The organism is Litorerythrobacter xanthomarinus (genome assembly GCF_046254955.1).
GTDB lineage: Bacteria > Pseudomonadota > Alphaproteobacteria > Sphingomonadales > Sphingomonadaceae > Qipengyuania_C.
Genome location: NZ_JBJXRG010000002.1, coordinates 261,284 through 284,540, shown reverse-complemented (window position 1 = coordinate 284,540; position 23,257 = coordinate 261,284). Strand labels below are relative to the sequence as shown.

Genomic DNA, 23,257 nt, shown 5'->3' with positions numbered 1-23,257 from the left:
TTTGCAAATTTGTAGCGCCAAGTTCAGCGATCTTGGATATAGTGCGCGCGATTGCATGCGAAGGAACCGGGGCACGAACAGTGATCGGCTGGCTCAAAAGACGGGATCGCCTCGAAGGCGGTGAGGACAAGCGCCTCGGTGTCTTTACCGTGGGCGTCCTCGGTTTGGGCGTAACAGTGCTCGGTATCGACATCGTCGTGACGGCACAAACCATGGAAGCCGACGAGAATGGCTATCCGGTTCGGCTGATCATTCCTGAAAGGCTAGCAGAAGTAGTTCGTCGCCCTCCCCCGGTATTGATGGGCGAGAATGTCGAGTTAGTCTCTGCTGCCCTCGCAGAGCGAGCAGAGACGGGCACACCCCAGAACCTATCAAGAAGGCTTCAGCCAGGTGAGTTTGACCGGGCATTTGGCATAACCCAACGCGGCGTGCGCACAGCTAACCTGACGCCAATCCCCAAACCTGGCAAGAACGGCTTGATCAATGTCAAGTTCGACCTCGAAGGCGGTGCGAAATCCTCCAACGCGATCAGCGTCGACAAGCCTGTGGCCATAGGCGGTGCGCCGAGCGGCAAGCTGGCGATCCGGATCGACGGAGCCGCGCAAATTTTTGCCGACCGCGGACAAATTGCCGAGCTGGTTGCAAAGAATGACACGGCCAAGGCGGAGAAGATCCGCACGGCATCAGGCGATGATTATTTGAGTTTCAACCGGCTGCGCGATCTCGGGGTGGATATTCGCTACGATCCAAGCGCTGACAGGATCGTTATCCCGACGGACGGCTAGCCAATCTTCTCCAGCGGCGGCCTGCCCAAGGCATCACGGTAGTTCGAGTGGAAATGGTGCAACGGTGCTTCGTTACGTCCGAATAGCGAATATTCGAGTTGGCCTGACGAGGCCGCGAACTGCTGATGCTCGCCCATCACATAGTCTTCGGCTGAGACGGTACTAGAGAACGCCTCTACAGCGGTTTCGGGAGTCCGGATGATGTCGGGCTCAGCCGCCCGGGCATAAAATTCTTCAATCTTGAGCAACTTGCCTTCACTCCCACCATTGGCAACCTGTTCCTCATATATGGCAAGTGCTTGCGGCGAAAAATATCCCGCAACGCGCGTTAGAGAGCGGCCGGGATTGTTGGGATCCGGATAGATCCGCGCCATATTCATTCCCGTGCTGACGCACACCGCCTGTATGTTGGGGAACAGGTAGTAGAGGACAAACGTGGCCGGGGTGATCGTCCATTGGTCTTCCGGCAGGCCGCGCAGGGCATCGATCAGCTTGCTCGCAGTGACAAAGCGGTGATGGCGGCCAAACTCCTCGTAAGCCAAATTATTACCATAAAAGACGTGCCCCAGCGTGTTCTTATGCAGCTTGGGAAAGTGGTAGGTTTCCCCGAATGTGTCATTGGCCAGCTTCCAGTTCAGCTTCTTGTCTATGTCGAGATCGGCGACATGGATGTAGTCCTTGAAGCCCCACCCCTCGAGCTCTTCCAGCAGTTCCTCGCCCAAAAGCGCTTCGACATCGAGCGTTGCCGCAGGCTGCGGATGGACGAACAGCATCCCGGCAACTTCGGCGGCGGGCAGTTCGACCAGCCCCATGCAGCTCTTGTCGACCGGGCCGAAATGATCCTGCTCCGGGATCGCCAGCAGCTTCCCATCATTGGCGAAGGTCCAGCTGTGGAACGGGCAAGTGAAGCGCGCGGCTTTGCCCTTCGGCTCCTGCGCGACCCGCGCGCCGCGGTGGCGGCAGGCGTTGAGGAAAGCGCGGAAAACTCCGTCCTTGCCGCGCGTTGCCAACACTGGTGCGCCGAAATCGTCAATCGTGAAGAAGCTGCTATTTTCAGGCAGATCGCCGCTCAACCCGATGATCTGCGGATGCTCGCGGAAGAAAGCGTTCCATTCCCGCTGCGCCAGATCGGGGCAGATATAGTCTGAGGTCGGCAATCGATACTGGGCACCGGCGTCTACATTGCGGTTCTCGTCGAGCTGACTCATCAGCTCCTTGAGGATTTCCACCTGCTTCGAATGCTTCATCGACTTTCTCCCACCGTCGAGCGGGAGCCTAAGTCAATCCAATAGGGATGCAACGTACAAATGCGACACTGCGCCTCTAGCCGAATCCTTCTCCGGCTTGGCATGGCTTGAATCGCATCAAGCGGCTGTCGACCAGAGCTGCGGTACGGTTCTGGACCGCGACCTGGTAGTCTGGGTCTTTGATCATCTCAAAGAATGCGCCCGAGTTGGGATACTCCGCGACGAATCCATCGTGCCACAGCTTGTCGTCCGGCATGGGTCCGGTGACCATGGTCTGGAATGCGCCGCGCCAGACAATCTTGCCGCCGACGCGCTGGAAAATCGGCCCGCTGGTCTTGCCGTATTCCTCGTAGGCCCGTCTGCCGCTCCAGCCATTGCCGTGATGCTCATGCTCCTCGGGATACTCTGCCAGCTCGCGATAGCGGAGCAGATTGAGCATATGGATCGGCTCATCGCGCGGCAGATCCTTGAAAGCCTGGAAGTTCTCCGGGCTGGGATCGATGTAGACGTCTGGCACCCTCAGGCCTCCAGTTTATAGTCAGCAAACTGATCGCGGAGGTCTTTCTTGGAAATTTTTCCCGTCGCGGTGTGCGGTATCTCGTCGACAAACTCGACTGCATCGGGCAGCCACCATTTGGCGACCTTGTCGGTAAGGTATTCGGTGACATCCGCCGCGCTCACATCGGAGCCATCCGCCTTGACCACGAACAGGACCGGGCGCTCGTCCCATTTGGGGTGAGGCATGCCCACGGCCGCGGCTTCGGCAACTCCGGGATGGCCGACGGCAGCATTCTCAAGCTCGACCGAACTGATCCATTCGCCGCCGGACTTGATCACATCCTTGGTCCGGTCGGTCAGCTGAAGCGTTCCATCGGGATGAATGATGCCGACATCGCCGGTATCGAACCAGCCTTCATTGTTGGCGGCATCCTGCTCGGCCTTGAAATAGCGTTTGAGAACCCAGGGCCCGCGGATCTGGAGCGCGCCGGAATGCTTGCCATCGCGTGGCAGTTCGGTGGCCATATCATCTAGATCGACAATACGCAGTTCTACCCCGAAGACCGGGCGGCCCTGCATCGCTGTGACATCGACTTTCTCCTCGAAGCTTAGCTGGTCCCAGTTCGCCGTGGGTCCGCCAACGGTGCCTATCGGCGAGGTTTCGGTCATCCCCCAGGCATGCTGCACTCGCGTACCATTCTTCATCAACCGTTCGATCATAAAGCGGGGACAGGCCGATCCGCCGATGGTTGCGGCCTTCAGCGGCGGCAGGTCGATGCCCTCTTTGTCGCAGTATTGGAAATGCGCGAGCCAGACTGTAGGCACACCAGCACTGTCCGTCACCCCTTCACGCAGCATTAGCTCATGCAGCACGGCTGGATCGTTGACTGCCGAAAAGACGAATTTGATGCCCGCCATAGCGCCACCATAAGGCAGGCCCCAACTCGCGGCATGGAACATCGGGACCACTGGCAACATCACCGAGGACGCGTTGAAATTGAATACCGATGGCTGGAGCGATGCCATCGCATGCAGGACCGTCGAGCGGTGTTCGTACTGCACACCCTTGGGATTGCCCGTTGTCCCGCTTGTGTAGCAGATCATGCAGGGATCGGTTTCAGCGCCAGTTACCCATTCGAAATTGCCATCCTGTTCGCCGATCCAGTCCTCGAAGGCGGGCGAATGCTCACCTGAGTCGTAACAAATGTAGTGCTCGACCGTGGTCCACCTTTCGCGCATTTTGTCGACAATGGGCTGGAAGGCTGCGTCATAACACAGAACTTTGTCTTCAGCGTGATTGACGATGTATTCGAGCTGGTCGTCGAACAGCCGCGGATTGACCGTATGGAGCACCCCGCCCATTCCTGCGACGCCGTACCAGCTGACCAAATGGCGCGAGTGATTCATGGCAAGGCTCGCAACCTTGTCGCCCGGCTTTAGACCAAGCGCCTGCAACGCCTGCGCCATCTTGAGCGCGTCGGCCCTGATTCCGGCCCAATTTGTGCGCGTTTCGCTACCATCGGCCCAGCGCGAGACAATCTCACGCTCACCCGCTTCTCGCGCGGCATGGTCGATCACGTGCGTCACGCGCATGGTCCAGTCCTGCATGGCTCCGAGCATGCTTCTCTCCTCAATCTTTCCTAACTAGGCGACGAGACGCAAATGGCTCGCTCCTCGCCGTGTGGTTAGCGATACATTGGCAAGCCCATCGATGTTTGCCAAGCGTTCAGCGATTTCGCCATCGAGTGCGAAGTCGCGGCCAAGCCTGATAACTGGCTCTTCCGAAGTCATCGTCATGAGGCGGATGAGCACTTCGCCCTGTCCTTGCTTGCCTGTCGTCAGCTCTCTTTCCAGATCGAGCAGAGCTTCGGGCGTTTGCACATCGAGCTTCAGCATCATTCGCGAGCTTTCTGTCACTTCGGAAAGCGGGCGGCCGCCGCGCACAGTGATTCTCGGCGGTTCATCGGGACTGGGGCTGTCGAGTTCGACATTGAGCAGGATGCAGGTGCCGTCGGCTGCCCACTGCTCGAACTTCTCCACCATAGCTTCCTCGAAACAGGCCGCGCTGAACTGGCCCGAATTATCGGAGAAATCCGCTCGTACAAAATCCTTGCCGCGCCTGGTCTTACCCCGTCTGACATTCTCGACCATCGCCGCCATAACTGCCGGTGATCGCCCTCCTGCAGGCGCCCCGCCTTCCATCAGCGAGGCATGGCTCCGCGCACCATTGGCACTGGCGATTGACCAGAATTGCTGCACCGGATGGGCGGAGAAATAGAACCCGAAATTCTCGCGCTCTTTCGCCATCATCTCGGCCCGGGACCAAGGCTCTGCTTCCGCGAGCCGTAGCGTGTCGGCCTCTTTCTCCTCGGTAAAGAAGAGACCCGCCTGCCCGCTTTCCCGCTCGCGCTCGGCATGATCGGCCACCGCCAGTAGGAGGTCGATATTGGCGAACAGCTTGGCGCGATCCTGTTCCAGCTCGTCGAGAGCCCCTGCGCAGATCAGGCCTTCGAGCTGGCGCGAGTTCATTGCACCCTTCGGGAGCCGTTCGAACAGGTCCTGCAGACTGATGAAGGTACCGTTCTCCTCACGTTCCTGCGCGATCGCATCCATCGCCTTCTCACCGACGTTGCGGATGCCCGCGAGCGCATAGCGGACTGCCAAAACACCGTCGGCTTCTTCAACCGTGAATTGCGCTTGTGAGACATTGATGCATGGCGCAAGCACCTCGACCGGTCCGCCCATGCTCGCAGGATAGCGGCGCGCATCGTCTACGAAAACCGCCAGCTTTTCTGAGTGATGCAGGTCGAAACACATCGATGCGGCGAAAAATTCTTCTGGATAATGCGTCTTCAACCAGGCGGTTTGATACGCCAGCAGGGCGTAAGCGGCCGCGTGAGATTTGTTGAAGCCGTAACCGGCGAACTTGTCGATCAAGTCGAACAGCTCATTGGCCTGCTTCGCATCGATACCAGACACTTCCTTGCAGCCATCGACAAACCTGTCGCGCTGCACATCCATTTCCGCCTGGACTTTCTTGCCCATCGCGCGGCGGAGCAAGTCGGCGTCTCCAAGCGAATAGCCCGCGAGGATCTGCGCCGCCTGCATCACCTGTTCCTGGTAGACGAAAATGCCATACGTCTCGGACAATATCCCTTCGAGCTTTGGATGCGGATATTCGATCGGCACCTCGCCAGCCTTGCGCTTGCCGAACAGGGGGATGTTGTCCATCGGACCGGGGCGATAAAGGGAGACAAGCGCGATAATGTCTTCGAACTTGGTTGGCTTCACCGCAGTCAGGGTACGCCGCATGCCTTCGGATTCCAGCTGGAACACGCCGACAGTATTGCCCGATTTCATCAGCTCGTAGACGGTCGGATCATCAAGCGGCAGCGCTGACAAGTCGATATCGATTTCTCGCTTGGCCAGGAGGTCGACGGCCTTTTGCAGTACCGACAGCGTCTTCAGACCAAGGAAATCAAACTTTACCAGCCCGCTGCTCTCAACGTGCTTCATGTCGAACTGGGTCACCGGCATGTCCGAGCGCGGATCGCGATAGAGCGGGACGAGCTGCGCGAGCGGCCGATCTCCAATCACAACGCCCGCCGCATGGGTCGAGGAATTGCGCGGGAATCCTTCAAGCTGCATCGCCAGATCGACTAGCCGTTTCACTTCATTGTCGTTGGTGTATTCGCGCTTGAAGTCCGACGCTCCGTTGAGCGCGCGCGGCAACGTCCACGGATCGGTCGGATGGTTCGGGATCATCTTGCACAGCCGATCGACGTGGCCGTAGCTCATCTGCAGGATGCGGCCGCAATCGCGCAGCACTGCGCGCGCCTTGAGCTTACCAAAAGTGATGATCTGCGCGACGTGATCGTCACCGTACTTCTGCTGGACGTAGCGGATCACCTCACCGCGCCGCGTTTCGCAGAAGTCGATATCGAAGTCCGGCATCGAGACGCGTTCCGGATTGAGGAAACGCTCGAACAGAAGTCCGAACTTGATCGGATCGAGATCGGTAATGGTAAGCGACCAAGCGACAAGCGAGCCTGCACCTGAACCGCGCCCCGGCCCCACCGGAATGCCCTGATCCTTGGCCCATTTGATGAAATCGGCAACGATCAGGAAGTAGCCGGGGAAGCCCATCTGGTTGATGATGCCGACTTCATACTCCAACCGGTCGACATATACTTTCAGCTCCTCATCCGACATCTCGCCATAGGGCTCAAGCCGTTTGGCAAGCCCGCGGCGCGCGTCTTCTTCGAGCATGCGCGCCTCGCCCTCGATGTCACCGGCAAGGCTGGGAAGGATCGGATCGCGATACGGCGGCGCAAAAGCGCAACGCTGTGCAATTACGAGCGTGTTCTGGGTCGCCTCGGGAAGATCGTCGAACGCTTCTTCCATCATCAGATGCGATTTGACCCACGAATCGCGATTGGACCGCGCGCGATCCTCAGCCTCGATATGCGTCGAACCGGCTATGCATAGCATTGCATCGTGCGCGTCGTGCATATGCGGTTCGGCGAAGTTGGCGGGATTGGTGCCGACCAGTGGCAAATCACGCTCGTAAGCCAGGTCAACCAGCGTTTTCTCTGCCGCTACCTCGGCCGGATTGCCGCGGCGGGCGAGCTCGAGATAGAGCCGTTCCGGAAACAGCGCTTGCAGCCGGTCAAGAAAGCCCTCGGCGTGCGAATTCTGCTCTTCGGCAAGGAGCTTGGTCAGTCCCCCCTCGCTTGCGCCCGTCAGCGCGATCAGGCCATCGGTGCGGCCCTCCATTTCGGACAGGCGGATATGCGGTTCAAGTTCGAGCGGACGGTCGAGATGGGCTTTGCTGACGAGATGGCACAGATTGTCATAACCACGCTCGTCTTGCGCATAGAGCGGGAGGTAATCAACCGGAGGCATATCCCCGCCGCCGCCCAGATCGACCGGGCGAGCAACGCCCAAAAGTGCGCCAATGATGGGCTGGATGCCTTCGTCCTTGCACGCCTTGGCAAACATGACCGCGCCATAGAGACCGTTGCGATCGGCGATAGCGATGGCAGGAAAGCCGCGCTCCTTGGCGAGCTTCGCAATTGCCTTGGGATCGATCGCGCCTTCGAGCATCGAATAGCTCGACAAGACTCGCAGCGGTACAAAGGGGGCGAAAGGCATCGGGCGACTATGAGTACCCTTGGCAGATTCGCCAACAGCCAATCGCTTGTTTTACACTCTCGTCAGAGCAGCTTCGCCACATCCTTGGCAATGCGGTCCGGCGTGTCCTGCGGGGCATAGCGTTTTACCACATTTCCCTCGCGGTCGATCAGGAACTTGGTGAAATTCCATTTAACCGTTTTCGAGCCCATCAAACCCGGTGCCTCTGACTTCATCCAGTCGAACAGGGGTGAGGCGTCATCGCCGTTCACGTCGACTTTTTCCATCAACGGGAACGTGACACCGAAGTTGAGCTTGCAAAATTCTGCGATTTCGTCGGACGAGCCTGGCTCCTGCGCTCCAAACTGGTTGCAGGGAAAGCCGAGAACCTCGAATTCGTCGTCCTTGAATTGCTGGTAGAGCTTCTCGAGCCCGTCATACTGCGGCGTGAAACCACATTTGCTCGCCGTGTTCACCACGAGGAGAACCTTTCCCTTCTTTTCGGCAAGATCGAGCTCTTCACCGCGGTTCGTGGTGACCGTGAAATCGGCGATGCTGGTCATGTCTGTTCCTTTGGCTTGGGCCGGTAGATAAAGTCGAAGCTCGTCTGCCACGAAACACCATGATCCGTCGAGGCTTCTCCGTGCTGCCGCACGCTGCCATCTTCATTTGGAGTGTAAGTCATCCGGATCAAGGTCGTCAGCGCTCCCGGCGACGGCCAGGTGCCGGTAAGTACCATGGTCCCGTCCACGACACCGCCAGAAAACTCGACAGCTCCCGGGCTCGACCCGACCCACTTCTGGCGCCAGTGGCCTGTCAAAGCATCGACATTGTTGAGGCTTGTTCCGCCTGCACCGTTGAGCGGCATCCAGCTCTCGATCACAGCACAGCCGTTGTGCTTGCGCTCAATCTTGCTGTCCGCGACCTTGTTGTCGGTGCCGCTAGGATAGACATCCCATTCGCCGACCCAGAAATCGAAACCCGCATGTGTTTCCTTGTCGCAAGCAGGCGGTGGTGGTGGCGGAGTTTGCGCGGCTTGTCCGGAAGCAGCCTGCAAGAGCGCCAAAGGCGCAAGGATCGTAATCATAGCGTGTCCCCTCTTTTACTGCCGGCATAGAAAGGAATTGCAGCTGCTGTTCAAAGGCTCGCTCGGCAGACTACCGATGCAATTCGACCAGCTACCCTATTCGAGGTGGCCCTCATGGAGCCTGACCACGCGGTCCATCTTGGAGGCCAACCGCTCGTTATGCGTGGCCACCAGTGCCGCGCTGCCTTCACCGCGCACGAGTGATAGGAACTCAGCAAAAACCTTGTCAGAGGTAACCTCATCAAGGTTTCCGGTAGGTTCATCGGCCAAGACGAGCTCAGGCCTGTTCGCTAGAGCACGCGCGACGGCAACACGTTGCTGCTCTCCGCCGGAAAGCTGGCTGGGCCTGTGTGTCATGCGCTCGCCGAGCCCCAGAGCTGTAAGTAACTCTTCGGCCCGCGCTTCACATTCGCCGCGCGGCTTCTCCGCAACCAGCTGAGGAAGGACAACATTTTCCTTGGCATTGAAGTCGGGCAGGAGGTGATGGAACTGGTAGACAAAACCGAGATGGTTGCGCCTGAGTTCGGTCCGCTCGGATGCCGACAACGCCTCGGCACTCTGGCCCGCAATGGCGATATGGCCGCCAAAACCGCCTTCGAGCAGACCGACGGCCTGCAATAGCGTCGATTTTCCCGAACCGGATGGTCCCAATAGGCCAACGATCTCGCCGGGCTGGATTTTGAGATCGACGCCACGCAGGACATCGATCCGAACCCCTCCCTGCTCGAAGCTGCGTGTAACGCCGCGGAGTTCGACAATCGGGCTACTCATAGCGCAGCACCTGCACCGGATCGGTGCTCGAGGCCTTGTAAGCGGGATATAGCGTGGCGAGGAAGCTCATCACCAATGCCAGCGTTGCAATCGCCGCCACTTCGACCGGATCGGTTCGCGAAGGCAACGTGGTAAGGAAGCGGATCGACGGGTCCCACAGGTTCTGGCCCGTCACGATCTCGATAAAGCGCACGATCTGCTGGCGGAAGAAGAGCACGATGAACCCGAGGAGCAGCCCAGCGACCGTGCCGATTGCACCCACGGTAAACCCGGTCGTGACGAATATCTTGAGAAGACTTTTGCGCGTCGCCCCCATCGTTCGCATGATTGCAATGTCACGGGTCTTGGCACGGACCAGCATTACGAGCGAAGACAGAATATTAAATGCGGCGACCAAAACCATGAATGACAAGGCAAAAAACATCGCCACCCGCTCTACCTGCAAAGCTTCGAACAGTGATGCGTTGATGGTCTTCCAATCGGCAACAACTGCCCTGCCCGTCAGCTTGTCAGCAACGGGTTCGAGAATCTCGCCCACATTGTCGGGATCCTCCACAGTCACCTCGATCATGCCGACGGTATCGCCGATCAGCAGCAAAGTTTGCGCGTCTTGCAACGGCATTACCACGAACGCCTGGTCGTAATCGTAGATTCCGACCTCGAAGATGGCAGCCACCCGGTACCCAATCTGACGCGGCACCGTGCCAAACGGCGTCGAGCGCCCCTGCGGATTGATGATCGTAATGGTATCGCCAACCCGCGCGCCGATGTTCTCGGCAAGCCGCACGCCAATCGCGACATTGCTCGCTCCGGCCCGCAATTCATCAAGATTGCCGAAGATGACCTTATCTTCGAGCGCATCGATGTCGGGCTGGATGTTGCCTCGCACCAATACCGCCTCGACGCGGCCGTTGAAGCTGGTCAGCAACGGTTGCTCGATCAACGGCGATGCGCTCGTCACGCCTGGCGTATCGCGTACATCGTTGAGAACGTTTTCCCAGTCATCCAGCCTGCCGCCATAGGCCTGCACAATCGCATGGCCATTCAGCCCTGTGATCTTGTCGAGCAATTCGGCGCGAAAGCCGTTCATCACGCTCATCACGATCACCAGCATGGCCACAGAAAGCATGACAACGCCGACCGAGATTCCGGCAACCAGGGCAATGAACGCCTCCCCCCGGCCGGGAAGGAGGTAACGCTTTGCGATGGTCCATTCGAAGGGGGAGAGGATCATTGCCATCGGCTTTAAGGAGGCAGGCAATCGCGTGCAACGCGAAAAGCGTGGCTGAAGCGGTTCTGTCCCCTTGTAATCCAATCGCAACATCGCCATTGAGCCAGCGGACAGCGCGCAGCACCGGGCCACCTAGCGATGAACCTCACGCACCCCTTCCGTGACGATGACGGCGATAAGCTCCATGAAGAATGCGGCGTGTTTGGTGCTATTAACGCCACGGATGCCTCGACCCTGACTGCACTGGGGCTTCATGCCTTGCAGCATCGCGGACAGGAAGCCGCCGGGATTACCAGTTTTGACGGCGAGGAGTTCTTTTCTCTGCGCGGTCTTGGCCATGTTGCTGAAAACTTCTCGTCAAGCGAGGCAATTGCCGAGCTTCCAGGGCATATGGCTGCGGGCCATGTTCGTTATTCAACCACCGGCGGCGCAGGGCTACGCAATGTGCAGCCGCTATTCGCCGATTTGGCCGCTGGCGGATTTGCGGTCGCACACAATGGTAACATTTCGAATGCAGCGAGTTTGCGAGCGGAATTGGTTGGGCGCGGTGCCATCTTCCAATCGACTTCGGATACCGAGGTCATCATCCACCTCGTTGCGACAAGCCGCTATCCGACCATCATAGACCAGCTGGTCGATGCCCTGCGCCTCGTTGAAGGTGCGTACTCGCTGATCGTGATGACACCGCAAGGTATGATCGCTTGCCGCGATCCCCTTGGTATCCGTCCTCTGGTGATGGGCCGCATCGGCGATGCGACCGTATTCGCCAGCGAAAGTGTTGCCTTCGATGTCGTTGGGGCCGAATTCGTGCGCCAGGTCGAGCCGGGCGAATTGGTCCGCGTCGGCTTCAATGGCGAGATCGAATCGATCCATCCCTTCGGCAAACATAAATCCCGGCCCTGCATTTTCGAGCACGTCTACTTCAGCCGTCCGGATTCGATATTCGACGGACGATCGGTCTACGCGGCGCGCAAGGCGATCGGCGAGGAACTGGCAAAGGAAGCGCCGGTCGACGTCGATCTCGTCGTGCCCGTGCCCGATAGCGGCGTACCCGCTGCCATCGGCTATGCCCAGCAATCGGGCGTGCCTTTCGAATTGGGCATCATCCGCTCGCACTATGTCGGCCGGACATTCATCCAGCCATCAGACAGCGCACGCCACTCGGGCGTTCGCCGCAAGCATAATGCCAATCGCGGTTTGGTCGAAGGCAAACGCATCGTACTGATCGACGACTCCATTGTCCGCGGCACTACCTCGATGAAGATCGTCGAAATGATGCGCGATGCCGGCGCAAGCGAAGTTCATTTCCGCGTGGCCAGCCCACCCACGGCGCATAGCTGCTATTACGGTGTCGATACGCCCGAGCGTTCGAAGCTGCTTGCCGCGCGTATGGACGTCGAACCGATGCGGGAATTTATCAAGGCGGACAGCCTCGCCTTCGTTTCGATCGACGGCCTCTACCGCGCTGTCGGTAGCGAAACACGCGATTCCAGTTGCCCTCAGTTCTGTGATGCCTGCTTCACCGGTGATTACCCAACCTCGTTGACCGATCTGAATCGGCAAGAGGACGACGCGGCGCAGCTCTCTTTCCCCGTCCACAAGGTGGCTTGATGCCGGAGAATTTGCCTTTCGAAGGACGGCTTGCGCTCGTCACCGGCTCAAGCAAGGGAATTGGTGCCGCAACAGCCAAGGCGCTCGCCGCAGCGGGCGCGCATGTGATTTTGACGGGGCGCGACGTCAAAGCGCTCGAAGCGGTTGAAGATGATATCCATGCAATTGGTGGCAACTCGACCATCGCCCCTTTGGACATGTCAGAGCCCGAGGGCATAACGCGCCTGTCCAGCGCCGTGCGTGGCCGTTGGGATGCACTCGATATCCTCGTTCTCTCAGCGGCTTACTTGCCAACTTTGACACCGGTTACGCAAATTGATGCCAAGCAGTTCAGCCAGGCGATCGCGACGAATTATATCGCGCCGCAGGCTTTGCTGGCGGCGTTCGATCCCATGCTCAAGCGCTCGAAGGCCGGACGCGTGATCGGCCTCACCAGCAGCGTTGGCGCTTCACCCCGGCCCTATTGGTCTGCTTACGGCTCGACCAAGGCCGCGTTCGAGAACCTGCTCGACAGCTATGCCGAGGAAGTCGAACGGATATCCGAGATCCGCGTCGCAATCGTCGATCCCGGTGCAACGCGAACCGACATGCGCGCCAAGGCCTATCCCGGCGAGGACCCCGCGACTGTCAAATCTCCCGAAGTTGTGGCGTCACGGCTCGTCGGCTTGATGACCGAAGACTTTGAGACTCGCCACCGCGAGCGAGTCGTTAATCACGATTAACCCTGTTTGGCGATACTCCCGTCACCAATTGCCGTCATTCGTGCGTAAGCGTGTCGGAGAAGGCGGTCTAAAGCCTGTTCCACACGAGCAACACTTGCAGGGGAATGGCTCCGTGACTTTCGAATCCCAGGATCGCTATGACGTCGCCGCTCAAGAAGATCGCTGCGCACCGCGCACCAAGCTGACCATACCAGGCCAGCTGCGTGCATCGGGTGGGCGCGCATTCCAGACCGTGGTCCATGACCTTTCCATCTCGGGTTTCTCGGCCTCGGCCATCTCGCGCATGCATGAAGGCCAGGTTTGCTGGCTCACCCTTCCCGGTCTCGAATCGCTCCAGGCGCAGGTTGTATGGTGGGACAACTGCCAGGTCGGTTGTGCATTCTCCGAACTGCTCAGCCCGGTCGTTCACGAGAACATTCTCGCTCGCTATGCGGGTGAAGGCGCTTACAGGTAGTCGCCGCTAGGTCGCGACCAGCGTCACCTGGTGGACATCGATCCCGCCGCCGCGGAACCCGCCTTCACAATACATCAGGTAATAGCGCCACAAGCGTTGGAAGCGCTCGTCGAAGCCCTCAGGCAAAATGCCCTCTGTAACCGCATGGTCGAAGTTTTTGCGCCACAGCTGCAAGGTCTCGGCATAGTCTTGCCCGAAATCCGCCTGATCTGACCACTTGAGTCCGCGCTCTTCCGCCAGCTGACGGAATTCGCTGGTGCGGATTAGTAACCCGCCCGGAAAGACATAGGCCTGGATGAAATCGGCACTCGCCGCATAAGCATCGAACAGTTCGTCACGGATGGAAATGTATTGGATCGCCGCCTTGCCGCCCGACTTCAGATTGCGCGCGATACAATCCATATAGGTAGGCCAGTATTCGCGCCCTAGCGCCTCGACCATCTCCACGCTGACGATGGCATCGAATTCCCCATTCGTGTCGCGGTAGTCCTGGTTGAGAAAGTTGACGTCCGGGTGGTGTTCGCGCGCCCAGGCCAGCTGTTCGTCCGAAAGGCTGATGGCCGTGACCGCCGCGCCATTATCCGCCAGAAATCCCGATAGGCCGCCCCACCCGCAGCCGATTTCCAGAACACTTTCCGGGTTGCCAATGCGATCTGACAAGGCTCGCCATTTGGCAAGCTGGGCCGCTTCCAGATCACTCGAATCTCGGAAGATGGCACTGGAATACGTCATGCTCGGATCTAGCCAAGCGCGGTAGAAATCGTTGCCAAGGTCGTAATGCGCCTGGATATTGCGCCGCGACCCCTCTTGCGTGTTACGATTGAGCCAGTGCGCGATCTTGGCCCCGATGCGCCAGAAGCCCTTGGCGCGCGCCGTAGGGCCAAGCGTCTCGCCATTGGCCATGAATAGCGCGAACAGCGGCACCGGATCAGGGCTTGACCATTCGCCCGCTTCCCACGCCTGATACCAACCGATCGAGCCATTTGTGGCAAGGCGCATTAAGGCCCGCCAGTCGTGCAGATGCACCAAACAGTCGAAGCCCGGATTGCGGCCTCCCAGCATCCGCGTCGTACCATCGGGCAGGATCCCGGTGAGTGACCCTGTTGCGAGACCCGCGTCGATCCGGTCGAGCACCTTGTGAAATCCGGGCGCCAGCAGCCGCGCAAAGGGTCCCGGACGGCGCTCGAAGCGCTGCGCGCCCGCAAGCAATCGCTCGCCCCTGATGCCTTCTGCCTTCATGGTTAGAACTATGCCGAGCCGGACAATGCTGGACAAGCCTAGCCTTTGCTCTGCCGATAGGCTTCGAGTGCCCGCTCGCGCGCTTCGCGGTGACCGATGATCTTGGCGGGATAACCTTCCGGCAGGCAGTCATGCGCTTCGGGATCGTGGATTACCTTGTCGGAAAGATCCGCCAGTTCGGGCACATACTCGCGGACATAGGCCGCAGCGTCGAACTTCTCGGACTGGCTCAGTGGCGCCATGATTCGGCTGAACATGTTCGAGTCGACGCCCGTGCCGCTGATCCACTGCCAGTTGACGCCGTTATTGCCGTAATCAGCATCAACCAGGCAGTCCCAAAACCAGCGTTCGCCGTGGCGCCAGTCGATCAGCAGGTGCTTCACGAGGAAGCTCGCCGCGATCATCCGCACGCGGTTATGCATCCATCCCGTCTGCCACAACTGCCGCATCCCGGCATCAACGATCGGGTAGCCGGTCTGGCCGCGCTGCCACGCACGCAAATCTTCCTCGATCAGGTGACCCGCATTGGGATTTCGCCACAGGGTGCGCTCGTCGTAATCACGGTAGCTTTCCTTGGGATAGGCGGGGAACTGGCAGATGACATTCTGTGCATAGTCGCGCCAGATCAGTTCCTTGAGGTAGGTCTGCCAACCGTTTGACCGTTTGTCCTTGAAGCGATGGTAGATCTGGACCGGCGATATCTCGCCCCAATGGAGGTGCGGCGACATCTGCGAAGTGATATCTTGGGAAGGCAGGTTACGCCCGTCATCGTAGTCACCGACTTCATCCGCCCACCACTCAAGCCGCTCGTGCGCTGCATCCTCGCCAACATCCCAGAAGTCGGCAATGCTCGTCGCCCAGTTCGGGCTTGTCGGGAGCAAGTTCCAATCCTCCAGATTGTCGCTGGCGGGCCACTTATCGGGCGACGAGAGCGTTTCGGGCTCGGGCAGTTCATCGCGCGGCGGAAGCTGCTCCAGCGTCGCCTTCGAGAACGGTGTGTATATCTTGTACGGCGTGCCCGATCCGGTGGTCACATAGCCGGGCGGAAGCAGGTAGTTCCCGTCGTAAAGCTGGAGGTCGAGTTTATCGGCCAGCTGACCTTGTGCCTTGCGCCACCACGGCTCGTAATGGCGGTTGGCATGGATAGTTTCGGCACCGGTCTCCTCCGCGATCTTGACCAACTCCTCGATTGCATCGCCGCGACGAAGGATGATCTTCGCGTTGCGCTTGGCGAAGCTGCGGGAGAGACTATTCAGGGAATGATGCAACCACCAGCGCGAAGCCCCGCCATAGGCACGATCGCCTGCCGTCTCGTCGTCGAGAATGTAGACCGCAATCACAGGGCCTTGGCTCGCCGCAGCATAAAGCGCCGGGTTGTCCGCCATGCGCAGGTCGCGCCGTAGCCACACGATTTGGGGAGAGCTCATAAAGACCTAACCACCAGAGATGCGTCAGGGTTCCGGAAGTTCAGAGCCTGAGTTCGACGCCAGATCACAACCCGGCTTCAGTTCAACAGCAAACCGATCTCCGACCTGCGGATCTGCAAAACGGGCGTCCCGAAGCCAGTATGAGCCATCTTCGCGCGGTTCTATAAACGGTGTCCGCGACCAGAAAAGGAAGGCATCGACTCCAGGATCGCCCTCCCGAGCCGAAGCGAGATCGCATCGGTCGAGCGGCACTCCTGGTAGCGTCCGGTCACTATCAAGCGTGTAAAGGCCGTTCCCACCGCTTATCATTTCACGAGCAAACGGATTGAATGGGAGCGGGCTGGCGATCACCGTCTCGGTGCCTGTTGGACTGGAAGTCAACCTAGCCTCTTCGCGCGAGGTAATTACCGCGTTCATCCCGATGTACGCCAAGCTCACCGCAATCGCGATACGCGCCGGTTTGATCCAATCACCACCGCGCTTCTCCCGCCGCAGCGATAACCAGGTCGCGAAGCCCATCAGCGCCCATAGCCATACATCGATGATGAACAGCGTGTCGCCGTAGAACCATTGCGACGTGAATGGCTCCAGTAAGCGGATGCCATAGACGTTGAGCCAGTCGAGCGCTGGGTGCGTCAGGCAGCCGATGAAGCTGAGCAGGAACAGCCATTTGAAGCTGACTGGCAGCCTGCCCTCGGGTCGCTTCCCTCGTGAAGTTTGCCAGCGGTCCCAGCCCCACAGCAGCCCCGCCAGCACTAACGGCAGCAACACCATCGCGGGCGGGCCATGGGTGATCCCGCGCCGGAAACCGAGGTGCTCGGTTCCATCGAGCCAGAAGAAGCACGCCGCATCGACATCGGGCAGGTTCGCACCGATTATGAGCGCCGGCATCGCCAGCCCGGTCTTCTTCTTAAGCCCCGCCTGCCCGAGCAGTGCGCCCACGAGGCTGTGCGTTAGGTTATCCATGAGTTTTGGTCTGCCCTATCGCTTCGCTACTTAAGGGCAGAAATCCTACGCGATGGAGCACATGGAGCACTGTCCAAGGGGCGAAATCACGATCACGTTCAGGCAAGAAAATCAGATCCTTGCTCGAATTTGCGAGAATTGCCATCAAGTCACGATAGCCGCGATTTGCCCAGGTAGGAAAGTTGCAGCTCAGGCCGGATGCCCTTCGTTCGGATCCACCGTCCATGTCTGTCCCGATCCGAGCAGATTGGCCAGGTTCGGCTGCTTGCCGCTGGTCGCCTTCTCGCGCTCCAGCGCAACCGCATTCTCGAATGTCGGGCGCGGATCGTCATAGAGCACGCCCAGCGCCATCGGGAACGGTCCAAATGGCATTTCGATCAGCATATGCGCGACCGAACGATTGGTGACATCATGGACGATCACGCCCGCGCCTTCCCAATCGGGATTTCCATCACCATCAGCAGCAACGTCGACAACTTCGAGGCACAGCTTCTCGCGGTTGAGCGCAATTCCCTTGCTATCCTTGGCGAACAGCATCGGCTTGCCGTCTTCCAGCCACAGCTGGCGATCTTCCGCACCCTTGGGAGCGGCGAAATCATCAAACACGTCCTTGTTATAGACGATGCAATTCTGGAAGATCTCAATGAAGGCCGCGCCCTTGTGGGCATGCGCCGCCTTGAGCACATCGGGCAGGTTCTTCGATACATCGAAACCGCGCCCGATGAAGCGCGCACCGCTGCCCAGCGCGAATGCGGCCGGACGTGCGGGATGATCGTAGCTCCCGATCGGGGTTGAGGGTGACTTGGTGCCTTCGCGGCTGGTGGGTGAGGCCTGACCTTTGGTAAGGCCGTAAATCTCGTTGTTGAACAGCATGATCTGCATGTTCACATTGCGGCGAAGGACATGCATCAGGTGGTTGCCGCCGATGGAGAGCCCGTCGCCGTCGCCCGTCACCAGCCATATATCGAGATCGGGATTGGCGAGCTTCACGCCCGTCGCAATCGCCGGTGCGCGGCCATGGATCGTGTGGAAGCCGTAGGTCTCCATGTAATAGGGAAACCGGCTTGAGCAGCCGATGCCCGAAATGAAGACGGTGTTGGCAGGATCCGCGCCCAATTGCGGCAGAGTGCGCTGCACCGCCTTGAGGATGGCGTAATCCCCGCAGCCAGGGCACCAGCGAACTTCCTGATCGGTTTCCCAATCCTTGAGCGTCGTTTCGATCTTAACAGGTGCGTTCATTTCAATCCGCCTCCGGGCTCGGTAGCTGGTCGTCATTGACCGGCACCTGGCCGCCTTCATTGCCGGGAATCTCGTCAAAGAACTTACCGATAGCCTCTTCCAGTTCGGCGATCGCGAAGGGCTGTCCGCTGGTCTTGGTCAGCGGCTGTGCATCGACCAGATACTGGTCGCGCAGCACGGTTTTGAACTGGCCCGTGTTCATCTCAGGCACGAGGATCTGGTCATAGCTGCGCAGCAGCTCCCCAAGGTTGCGCGGCAGCGGCCAGATATGACGCACATGGATATGGCTGACGTCGATCCCCTTGCGACGGCAGTTGTCGACCGCGCGGTGGATCGGCCCGAAGGTAGAGCCCCAACCGACAACGGCGAGCTTGCCCGAAGTCTCGCCAAGGCAGACTTCCTGATCGGGCACATCGACGCTGAGCACCTTATCCTTGCGCGCGTCGGTCATCGCCTGGTGGTTGTCGGGCGAATAGTCGATATGGCCAGTATCGGCGGCCTTCTCGATCCCGCCGATCCGGTGCATCAGGCCCGGCGTGCCGGGCTTGATCCAGGGCCGCGCGCCCTTGGCATCGCGCTTGTACGGCAGCAGTTCGTCGCCCCCCTCGGAATTTTTGGCGTTCTTTTCCTCGAGGAATTTGGCCGGAAACGGCTCGTAGCTTGCTGGATCCGGCACCAGCCACGGCTCAGCCGCGTTGGCGATATAACCATCGGTGAGCAGAATGACCGGGGTCATATACTGAACGGCGATGCGGCACGCCTCAATCGCGCACTCGAATGCATCGCCTGGGCTGCATGCGGATACGACCGGGATCGGCGCATCGCCATTGCGGCCATAGACCGCCTGGTAGAGGTCGCTCTGCTCGGTTTTGGTCGGAAGGCCAGTTGAAGGGCCACCGCGCTGCGAATTGACGATCACCAGCGGAAGCTCGGTCATGATCGCGAGGCCCATCGCTTCGGTCTTGAGCGCAATGCCGGGGCCGGAGGATGAGGTTATGCCCAGCTGCCCGGCGTAGCTCGCGCCGATGGCCGCGCAGATCGCAGCGATCTCGTCTTCCGCCTGGAAGGTGGTGACGCCGTATTCCTTGAGCCGCGCTAGGTGATGCAAGATCGCCGAAGCCGGCGTGATCGGATAGCCGCCAAAGAACAGCGGGAGTTCGGCCAGCTGACCGCCAGCGACTAGGCCCAGCGAAACCGCTTCGGCTCCCGTAATCGTGCGATAGAGGCCGGGGCTGGAAGGAACCGGATCGACATGGACCTGGCGCAGCGGACCGGAAAGCTCCGCGGTCTCGCCATAGGCATGCCCCGCATCGAGCGCGGCGATATTGGCATCGGCAATGTCGGGCTTGGACTTGAACTTGGCCTTGAGCCAATCGTGGATCGGATCGCGCGGACGGTCGAACATCCACAGCGCCAATCCCAGCGTCCACATGTTTTTCGAGCGGAGTGCGTCCTTGTTACCAAGGCCGTAGGGCTTCACCGCCTCAATGGTCTTCTCGGAGATATCAAACGCCAGCACTTCCCACTTGGAGAGACTGTCATTCTCCAGCGGGCTTTCGTCGTAGCCTGCCTTGTCGAGGTTACGCTTCGTGAACGCGCCGGTATCGGCAATGATCAATCCGCCCGGCTTGAGCGCACCAATGTTAACTTTGAGCGCTGCCGGATTCATCGCCACCAGCACATCGGGCGCATCGCCCGCAGTGTTGATCTCGCGGCTGCCAAAGTTGATCTGGAAGGCCGAAACGCCGAACAGCGTGCCTTGCGGCGCGCGGATCTCTGCCGGGAAATCGGGGAAGGTCGCGAGGTCGTTCCCCGCCAGTGCGGTCGACAAGGTGAACTGACCACCCGTCAGCTGCATCCCGTCACCGGAGTCGCCGGCAAAACGAACTACTACTGCTTCCGGAGAATCGGGGAGCCCGTCCTGCTCGGGCCGTTCGGCGGCTGTGGTCGCCATATTCGTTCCTTATCGCGCGCCTTTGATAGCGCCGGTCTTAATAGACCATTCCTAGTCGACAGAGGCACGTATGTCGCGTCCCCCTGCCCCGCAATCAACATTTTCTCCTCCTTGGACAAAATGTCGAGTGGAAATGGCCGCGCAGCACGCCTAACTGATGAATTAGGTAGTGAATCGCTACGTACAGGGAGTGAGTATGACCGAAAGCACGCCATATATTCGCAAAGACGTGAAGGCATTGCTCGACTTGCTCGCGCAAGCTGGAGCACCACCGATCGACGAGCAGACGCTGGAAGAGGCGCGCGCGGGCTATTTGGCGCTGCACACAATGGCAGACCGACCGGCTCGCGAACTCGCGGTGATCAAGGATCTGTCGTGTCCGGGACCGGGAGGCGATATCCCACTGCGGCTGTATGATACGCGCGAAGAGCGCGAGCCTGGACCGGTGATCGTCTTTTATCACGGCGGCGGCTTCGTGATCGGAGATCTCGATACCCATCAAAATCTGTGCACCGAAATCGCGCATCACATGGATCTTCCGGTGGTGGCGGTCGACTATCGGCTGGCGCCTGAGCATCCGTTCCCTGCTGCGATCGAGGATTGCGAAGCGGCGACACGGTGGATCGCGGGCAGCCCGGCAGAGCTTGGACGCTCCGCAACCGGTATCGTCACAATCGGCGACAGCGCGGGCGGCAATGCCTCGATTGTTATCGCGCAACAGCTGGCTAAGGCGCCTGCGCCGGTACCTGTCGTTCTTCAGGTCCCGATTTTCCCATTGGCGGCGGATGCTACGGACACTCCAAGCCTCGCGGAAAATGCGGACGGATACCTGCTTACCGCCCGTACGATGGACTTCTTCACAGCGAACAATGCGGCAGATTATAATGATTCACGCGCCATTCCGATGCTGGGCGATCTGACGAAAACTCCGCCAACGGTGCTGGCGACAGCCTCGCTTGATCCAATACGAGATTCGGGCCGGATTTACGCTGCAGCGCTCGCGAACCTCGGAATCGATCTCGTGTTCTTGGAGATGAAAGGTGCGACGCATTCATTCACCAACCTACGCCAAGCCGTGCCAAGCTATCAGGCTGACACTGAATCGATTTTCGCAGCGATGAAATTGATGCTGGAGCGGCACTCCGCATGAGCAAGTTGGGTTACCGCCCCTGCGTCGGGGTCATGCTGGTTAACGCCGAAGGTAAGGTCTTCGTCGGCAAGCGGATCGACTATAAGGAAAATTCCGGTGCGCCTGGAGAATTCTGGCAAATGCCGCAGGGCGGTGTCGATGATGGCGAAGACCTCGAGCAGGCGGCGCTACGCGAATTGTCCGAGGAAACGGGCGCGCAGACACGGCACGTCACCATCCTCAAGCAGATGGACGAGGAAGTGCGCTACGATTTGCCCGATGATCTGATCGGCAAGCTATGGGGCGGGAAGTATCGCGGACAGGAGCAAGTCTGGTTCCTCGCTCGCTTCACCGGCAGCAATGCGGATATCGACCTTGAGGCGCACGACCCGCCGGAATTTTGCGAGTTCAGATGGGTCGATCCCGAAGAGATCGAGGCCCTGATTGTGCCGTTCAAGAAGCGCGTTTACCGCAAGGTCAACGAAGCGTTCCGCGAGCTGATCTGACGCTATCAGTCAAACGTGAAAATCACGCTGTCGCGTCCATCCTTCTCGCGGGCAGCCTTCCACGCCGGCCGTGCCTGGATATGCTCAATCCAGGCAACAATGTTGGGATAGGTTCCCTCGAACAGTCCCAGGTTATGCGCGGCAAGCATCGGATAGCTGAGCGTGATGTCGGACGTACCCAAAGCATCACCGGCGAACCATGGCTTTTGGCCCAGATCCTTCTCCATCAGGTCGAACAGGCGCTTGAGCCGCGGCTTGATCAGGAGGCTGCGCACGCGGTTGAACACGCTGCGGAACAGTCCCTTGAGGAAGAATGGCACATTCATCTCGATTGAGGTCAGTGCTATCTCGATGAACTGCACCGACATCAGCGAGCCCTGCGCGGCGTGAAACCAGAACAGATTTCTCGCGCGATCCGGATGGCCCGGGCCCGGGCGCATGTCACTTTCGTGATGTGAATCGAGGATATAGTCGATGATCGCGTTGCTCTCGGCGAGTGTGAACTCCCCTTCGGTGATGACCGGCGCGGTGCCTAGCGGCGAGATCGCCTTGTATTCATCAGGGGCCAATCGCGTCTCGGGATCACGATTGTACAGTTTGAGTTCGTACTCCGCGCCCAGCTCTTCAAGGAGCCAGAGGATACGAAAGCTTTGCGAATATTCGAGATGATGAAGCGTAATCATGGATCACGCTTTGGCCTGAAAATCAGTTCTGGACAACCACCTGATCGGGCAACAGCGCTTCTGCGGTCAGCACACGCTCTTGCGGACCGCGCTCGAGCGCTACTGCCAGACGCTGTGTCTCATTGCAGCGCTCACCGCACATCGATTGCAGCTTGGCGAGATTGCGGCGCGCCTTCTCGACAGCACCTTTTTCTAGCAGCGCCTCACCCTCGCCTGACATCGCGGCGAAATTATCCGGATCGCGCACCAGAGCCTCGCGGTAGTATCGTATTGCCTTGCCCTGCAGGTCTTCAGCCCGAGCAGCCTCTGCCAGCTTCAAGAGGATTGGAGTATAGGCAGGATCGACCGCCAGGGCGGCTTCATAGGCATCGGTCGCCGCCTGGGGATTGTCCGCCGCCATCGCCGCATCGCCCTTGCTCAGCAGCAGTACGGCTCTTGGATCCGGTGCCCGATCAGCACCCGATCCCACGCTCGCACTCACCGCTAGCAGCAGCGAAAGGGCAGCAGCAGCGGGGGCGTAACGCATGATCGTCTCCAAGGGGCTTCCTAGCCGGTCAGTTCCGAACCTTGCCATG

At 59.4% G+C, this 23,257-nt stretch carries 21 protein-coding genes; 6 read left to right on the top strand and 15 right to left on the bottom strand.

Features of this window, described 5'->3' with window-relative positions:
- Positions 1-41 precede the first annotated feature (41 nt).
- Positions 42-785 carry a hypothetical protein gene (locus ACEWMW_RS10655; protein ID WP_409413911.1) on the top strand — a complete coding sequence of 248 codons (744 nt, stop codon included), beginning with the start codon at positions 42-44 and terminating at the stop codon, positions 783-785.
- On the opposite strand, the gene ACEWMW_RS10650 is transcribed toward ACEWMW_RS10655, so the two are convergent.
- The 8 genes from ACEWMW_RS10650 to ACEWMW_RS10615 form a co-directional block, all read right to left on the bottom strand.
- Positions 782-2,032, bottom strand: a complete 1,251-nt coding sequence (locus ACEWMW_RS10650) for an aromatic ring-hydroxylating oxygenase subunit alpha (protein ID WP_409413910.1) — start codon at positions 2,030-2,032, stop codon at positions 782-784. The two genes, ACEWMW_RS10655 and ACEWMW_RS10650, sit on opposite strands and share 4 nt — an antisense overlap.
- Positions 2,033-2,108: 76 nt before the next feature.
- On the bottom strand, positions 2,109-2,549 hold the full coding sequence (locus ACEWMW_RS10645; protein ID WP_409413909.1) for a DUF1330 domain-containing protein: 441 nt from the start codon (positions 2,547-2,549) through the stop codon (positions 2,109-2,111).
- Between the two features lie 2 nt (positions 2,550-2,551).
- Positions 2,552-4,150 carry a long-chain fatty acid--CoA ligase gene (locus tag ACEWMW_RS10640; RefSeq protein ID WP_409413908.1) on the bottom strand — a complete coding sequence of 533 codons (1,599 nt, stop codon included), beginning with the start codon at positions 4,148-4,150 and terminating at the stop codon, positions 2,552-2,554.
- Between the two features lie 24 nt (positions 4,151-4,174).
- Complete coding sequence (gene dnaE, locus ACEWMW_RS10635) at positions 4,175-7,684, bottom strand: DNA polymerase III subunit alpha (protein WP_409413907.1); 3,510 nt, start codon at positions 7,682-7,684, stop codon at positions 4,175-4,177.
- A gap of 62 nt (positions 7,685-7,746) precedes the next feature.
- Positions 7,747-8,226, bottom strand: coding sequence for a glutathione peroxidase (locus tag ACEWMW_RS10630; protein WP_409413906.1), 480 nt, complete (start codon positions 8,224-8,226; stop codon positions 7,747-7,749).
- A complete protein-coding gene (locus ACEWMW_RS10625) occupies positions 8,223-8,750 on the bottom strand; it encodes a hypothetical protein (RefSeq protein ID WP_409413905.1) in 528 nt (175 codons plus the stop codon). Before ACEWMW_RS10625 ends, ACEWMW_RS10630 begins: the two co-directional genes overlap by 4 nt.
- A 96-nt stretch (positions 8,751-8,846) precedes the next feature.
- Complete coding sequence (locus ACEWMW_RS10620) at positions 8,847-9,521, bottom strand: ABC transporter ATP-binding protein (protein ID WP_409413904.1); 675 nt, start codon at positions 9,519-9,521, stop codon at positions 8,847-8,849.
- A complete protein-coding gene (locus ACEWMW_RS10615) occupies positions 9,514-10,755 on the bottom strand; it encodes a lipoprotein-releasing ABC transporter permease subunit (RefSeq protein WP_409414452.1) in 1,242 nt (413 codons plus the stop codon). Before ACEWMW_RS10615 ends, ACEWMW_RS10620 begins: the two co-directional genes overlap by 8 nt.
- Positions 10,756-10,890: 135 nt before the next feature.
- On the opposite strand from ACEWMW_RS10615, the gene purF reads away from it, so the two are divergent.
- The 3 genes from purF (at position 10,891) to ACEWMW_RS10600 (ending at position 13,539) form a co-directional block, all read left to right on the top strand.
- Positions 10,891-12,363 carry an amidophosphoribosyltransferase gene (gene purF / locus ACEWMW_RS10610; RefSeq protein ID WP_409413903.1) on the top strand — a complete coding sequence of 491 codons (1,473 nt, stop codon included), beginning with the start codon at positions 10,891-10,893 and terminating at the stop codon, positions 12,361-12,363.
- A complete protein-coding gene (locus ACEWMW_RS10605) occupies positions 12,363-13,085 on the top strand; it encodes an SDR family NAD(P)-dependent oxidoreductase (protein WP_409413902.1) in 723 nt (240 codons plus the stop codon). Before purF ends, ACEWMW_RS10605 begins: the two co-directional genes overlap by 1 nt.
- A 112-nt stretch (positions 13,086-13,197) precedes the next feature.
- On the top strand, positions 13,198-13,539 hold the full coding sequence (locus ACEWMW_RS10600; protein ID WP_409413901.1) for a PilZ domain-containing protein: 342 nt from the start codon (positions 13,198-13,200) through the stop codon (positions 13,537-13,539).
- Between the two features lie 6 nt (positions 13,540-13,545).
- Here the strand turns inward: ACEWMW_RS10600 and ACEWMW_RS10595 are convergent, their stop codons facing one another.
- From ACEWMW_RS10595 to ACEWMW_RS10575, 5 genes are all read right to left on the bottom strand, one after another.
- Positions 13,546-14,778 (bottom strand): class I SAM-dependent methyltransferase, encoded by a 1,233-nt coding sequence (locus tag ACEWMW_RS10595; RefSeq protein ID WP_409414451.1) that lies wholly within the window; start codon positions 14,776-14,778, stop codon positions 13,546-13,548.
- Positions 14,779-14,816: 38 nt separating this feature from the next.
- Complete coding sequence (locus tag ACEWMW_RS10590; protein ID WP_409413900.1) at positions 14,817-16,205, bottom strand: cryptochrome/photolyase family protein; 1,389 nt, start codon at positions 16,203-16,205, stop codon at positions 14,817-14,819.
- Between the two features lie 24 nt (positions 16,206-16,229).
- Complete coding sequence (locus ACEWMW_RS10585) at positions 16,230-17,171, bottom strand: metal-dependent hydrolase (RefSeq protein ID WP_409413899.1); 942 nt, start codon at positions 17,169-17,171, stop codon at positions 16,230-16,232.
- Positions 17,172-17,360: 189 nt separating this feature from the next.
- Positions 17,361-18,410 carry a 2-oxoacid:ferredoxin oxidoreductase subunit beta gene (locus ACEWMW_RS10580; protein WP_409413898.1) on the bottom strand — a complete coding sequence of 350 codons (1,050 nt, stop codon included), beginning with the start codon at positions 18,408-18,410 and terminating at the stop codon, positions 17,361-17,363.
- A 1-nt stretch (position 18,411) separates the two neighbouring features.
- Positions 18,412-20,364 (bottom strand): 2-oxoacid:acceptor oxidoreductase subunit alpha, encoded by a 1,953-nt coding sequence (locus tag ACEWMW_RS10575; protein WP_409413897.1) that lies wholly within the window; start codon positions 20,362-20,364, stop codon positions 18,412-18,414.
- A 196-nt stretch (positions 20,365-20,560) separates the two neighbouring features.
- On the opposite strand from ACEWMW_RS10575, the gene ACEWMW_RS10570 reads away from it, so the two are divergent.
- Entirely contained in the window at positions 20,561-21,514 is a 954-nt protein-coding gene (locus ACEWMW_RS10570) for an alpha/beta hydrolase (RefSeq protein WP_409413896.1), read from the top strand.
- A complete protein-coding gene (locus tag ACEWMW_RS10565; RefSeq protein WP_409413895.1) occupies positions 21,511-21,999 on the top strand; it encodes an RNA pyrophosphohydrolase in 489 nt (162 codons plus the stop codon). The genes ACEWMW_RS10570 and ACEWMW_RS10565 overlap by 4 nt, the downstream gene beginning before the upstream one ends.
- A gap of 5 nt (positions 22,000-22,004) precedes the next feature.
- On the opposite strand, the gene ACEWMW_RS10560 is transcribed toward ACEWMW_RS10565, so the two are convergent.
- Positions 22,005-22,682: a glutathione S-transferase family protein gene (locus tag ACEWMW_RS10560; protein ID WP_409413894.1), complete on the bottom strand. Its 678-nt coding sequence runs from the start codon at positions 22,680-22,682 to the stop codon at positions 22,005-22,007.
- Positions 22,683-22,704: 22 nt separating this feature from the next.
- Positions 22,705-23,256 carry a tetratricopeptide repeat protein gene (locus ACEWMW_RS10555; protein ID WP_409413893.1) on the bottom strand — a complete coding sequence of 184 codons (552 nt, stop codon included), beginning with the start codon at positions 23,254-23,256 and terminating at the stop codon, positions 22,705-22,707.
- Between the last annotated feature and the right edge of the window lies 1 nt (position 23,257).

Coding starts and splice junctions, on each gene's coding strand:
- ACEWMW_RS10650 (WP_409413910.1), bottom strand. CDS start 2,032: ATGAAGCATTCGAAGCAGGTGGAAATCCTCAAGGAGCTGATGAGTCAG.
- ACEWMW_RS10640 (WP_409413908.1), bottom strand. CDS start 4,150: ATGCTCGGAGCCATGCAGGACTGGACCATGCGCGTGACGCACGTGATC.
- dnaE (WP_409413907.1), bottom strand. CDS start 7,684: ATGCCTTTCGCCCCCTTTGTACCGCTGCGAGTCTTGTCGAGCTATTCG.
- ACEWMW_RS10630 (WP_409413906.1), bottom strand. CDS start 8,226: ATGACCAGCATCGCCGATTTCACGGTCACCACGAACCGCGGTGAAGAG.
- ACEWMW_RS10625 (WP_409413905.1), bottom strand. CDS start 8,750: ATGATTACGATCCTTGCGCCTTTGGCGCTCTTGCAGGCTGCTTCCGGA.
- ACEWMW_RS10620 (WP_409413904.1), bottom strand. CDS start 9,521: ATGAGTAGCCCGATTGTCGAACTCCGCGGCGTTACACGCAGCTTCGAG.
- ACEWMW_RS10615 (WP_409414452.1), bottom strand. CDS start 10,755: ATGATCCTCTCCCCCTTCGAATGGACCATCGCAAAGCGTTACCTCCTT.
- purF (WP_409413903.1), top strand. CDS start 10,891: ATGAACCTCACGCACCCCTTCCGTGACGATGACGGCGATAAGCTCCAT.
- ACEWMW_RS10605 (WP_409413902.1), top strand. CDS start 12,363: ATGCCGGAGAATTTGCCTTTCGAAGGACGGCTTGCGCTCGTCACCGGC.
- ACEWMW_RS10595 (WP_409414451.1), bottom strand. CDS start 14,778: ATGAAGGCAGAAGGCATCAGGGGCGAGCGATTGCTTGCGGGCGCGCAG.
- ACEWMW_RS10590 (WP_409413900.1), bottom strand. CDS start 16,205: ATGAGCTCTCCCCAAATCGTGTGGCTACGGCGCGACCTGCGCATGGCG.
- ACEWMW_RS10585 (WP_409413899.1), bottom strand. CDS start 17,171: ATGGATAACCTAACGCACAGCCTCGTGGGCGCACTGCTCGGGCAGGCG.
- ACEWMW_RS10580 (WP_409413898.1), bottom strand. CDS start 18,410: ATGAACGCACCTGTTAAGATCGAAACGACGCTCAAGGATTGGGAAACC.
- ACEWMW_RS10575 (WP_409413897.1), bottom strand. CDS start 20,364: ATGGCGACCACAGCCGCCGAACGGCCCGAGCAGGACGGGCTCCCCGAT.
- ACEWMW_RS10570 (WP_409413896.1), top strand. CDS start 20,561: ATGACCGAAAGCACGCCATATATTCGCAAAGACGTGAAGGCATTGCTC.
- ACEWMW_RS10565 (WP_409413895.1), top strand. CDS start 21,511: ATGAGCAAGTTGGGTTACCGCCCCTGCGTCGGGGTCATGCTGGTTAAC.
- ACEWMW_RS10560 (WP_409413894.1), bottom strand. CDS start 22,682: ATGATTACGCTTCATCATCTCGAATATTCGCAAAGCTTTCGTATCCTC.
- ACEWMW_RS10555 (WP_409413893.1), bottom strand. CDS start 23,256: ATGGCAAGGTTCGGAACTGACCGGCTAGGAAGCCCCTTGGAGACGATC.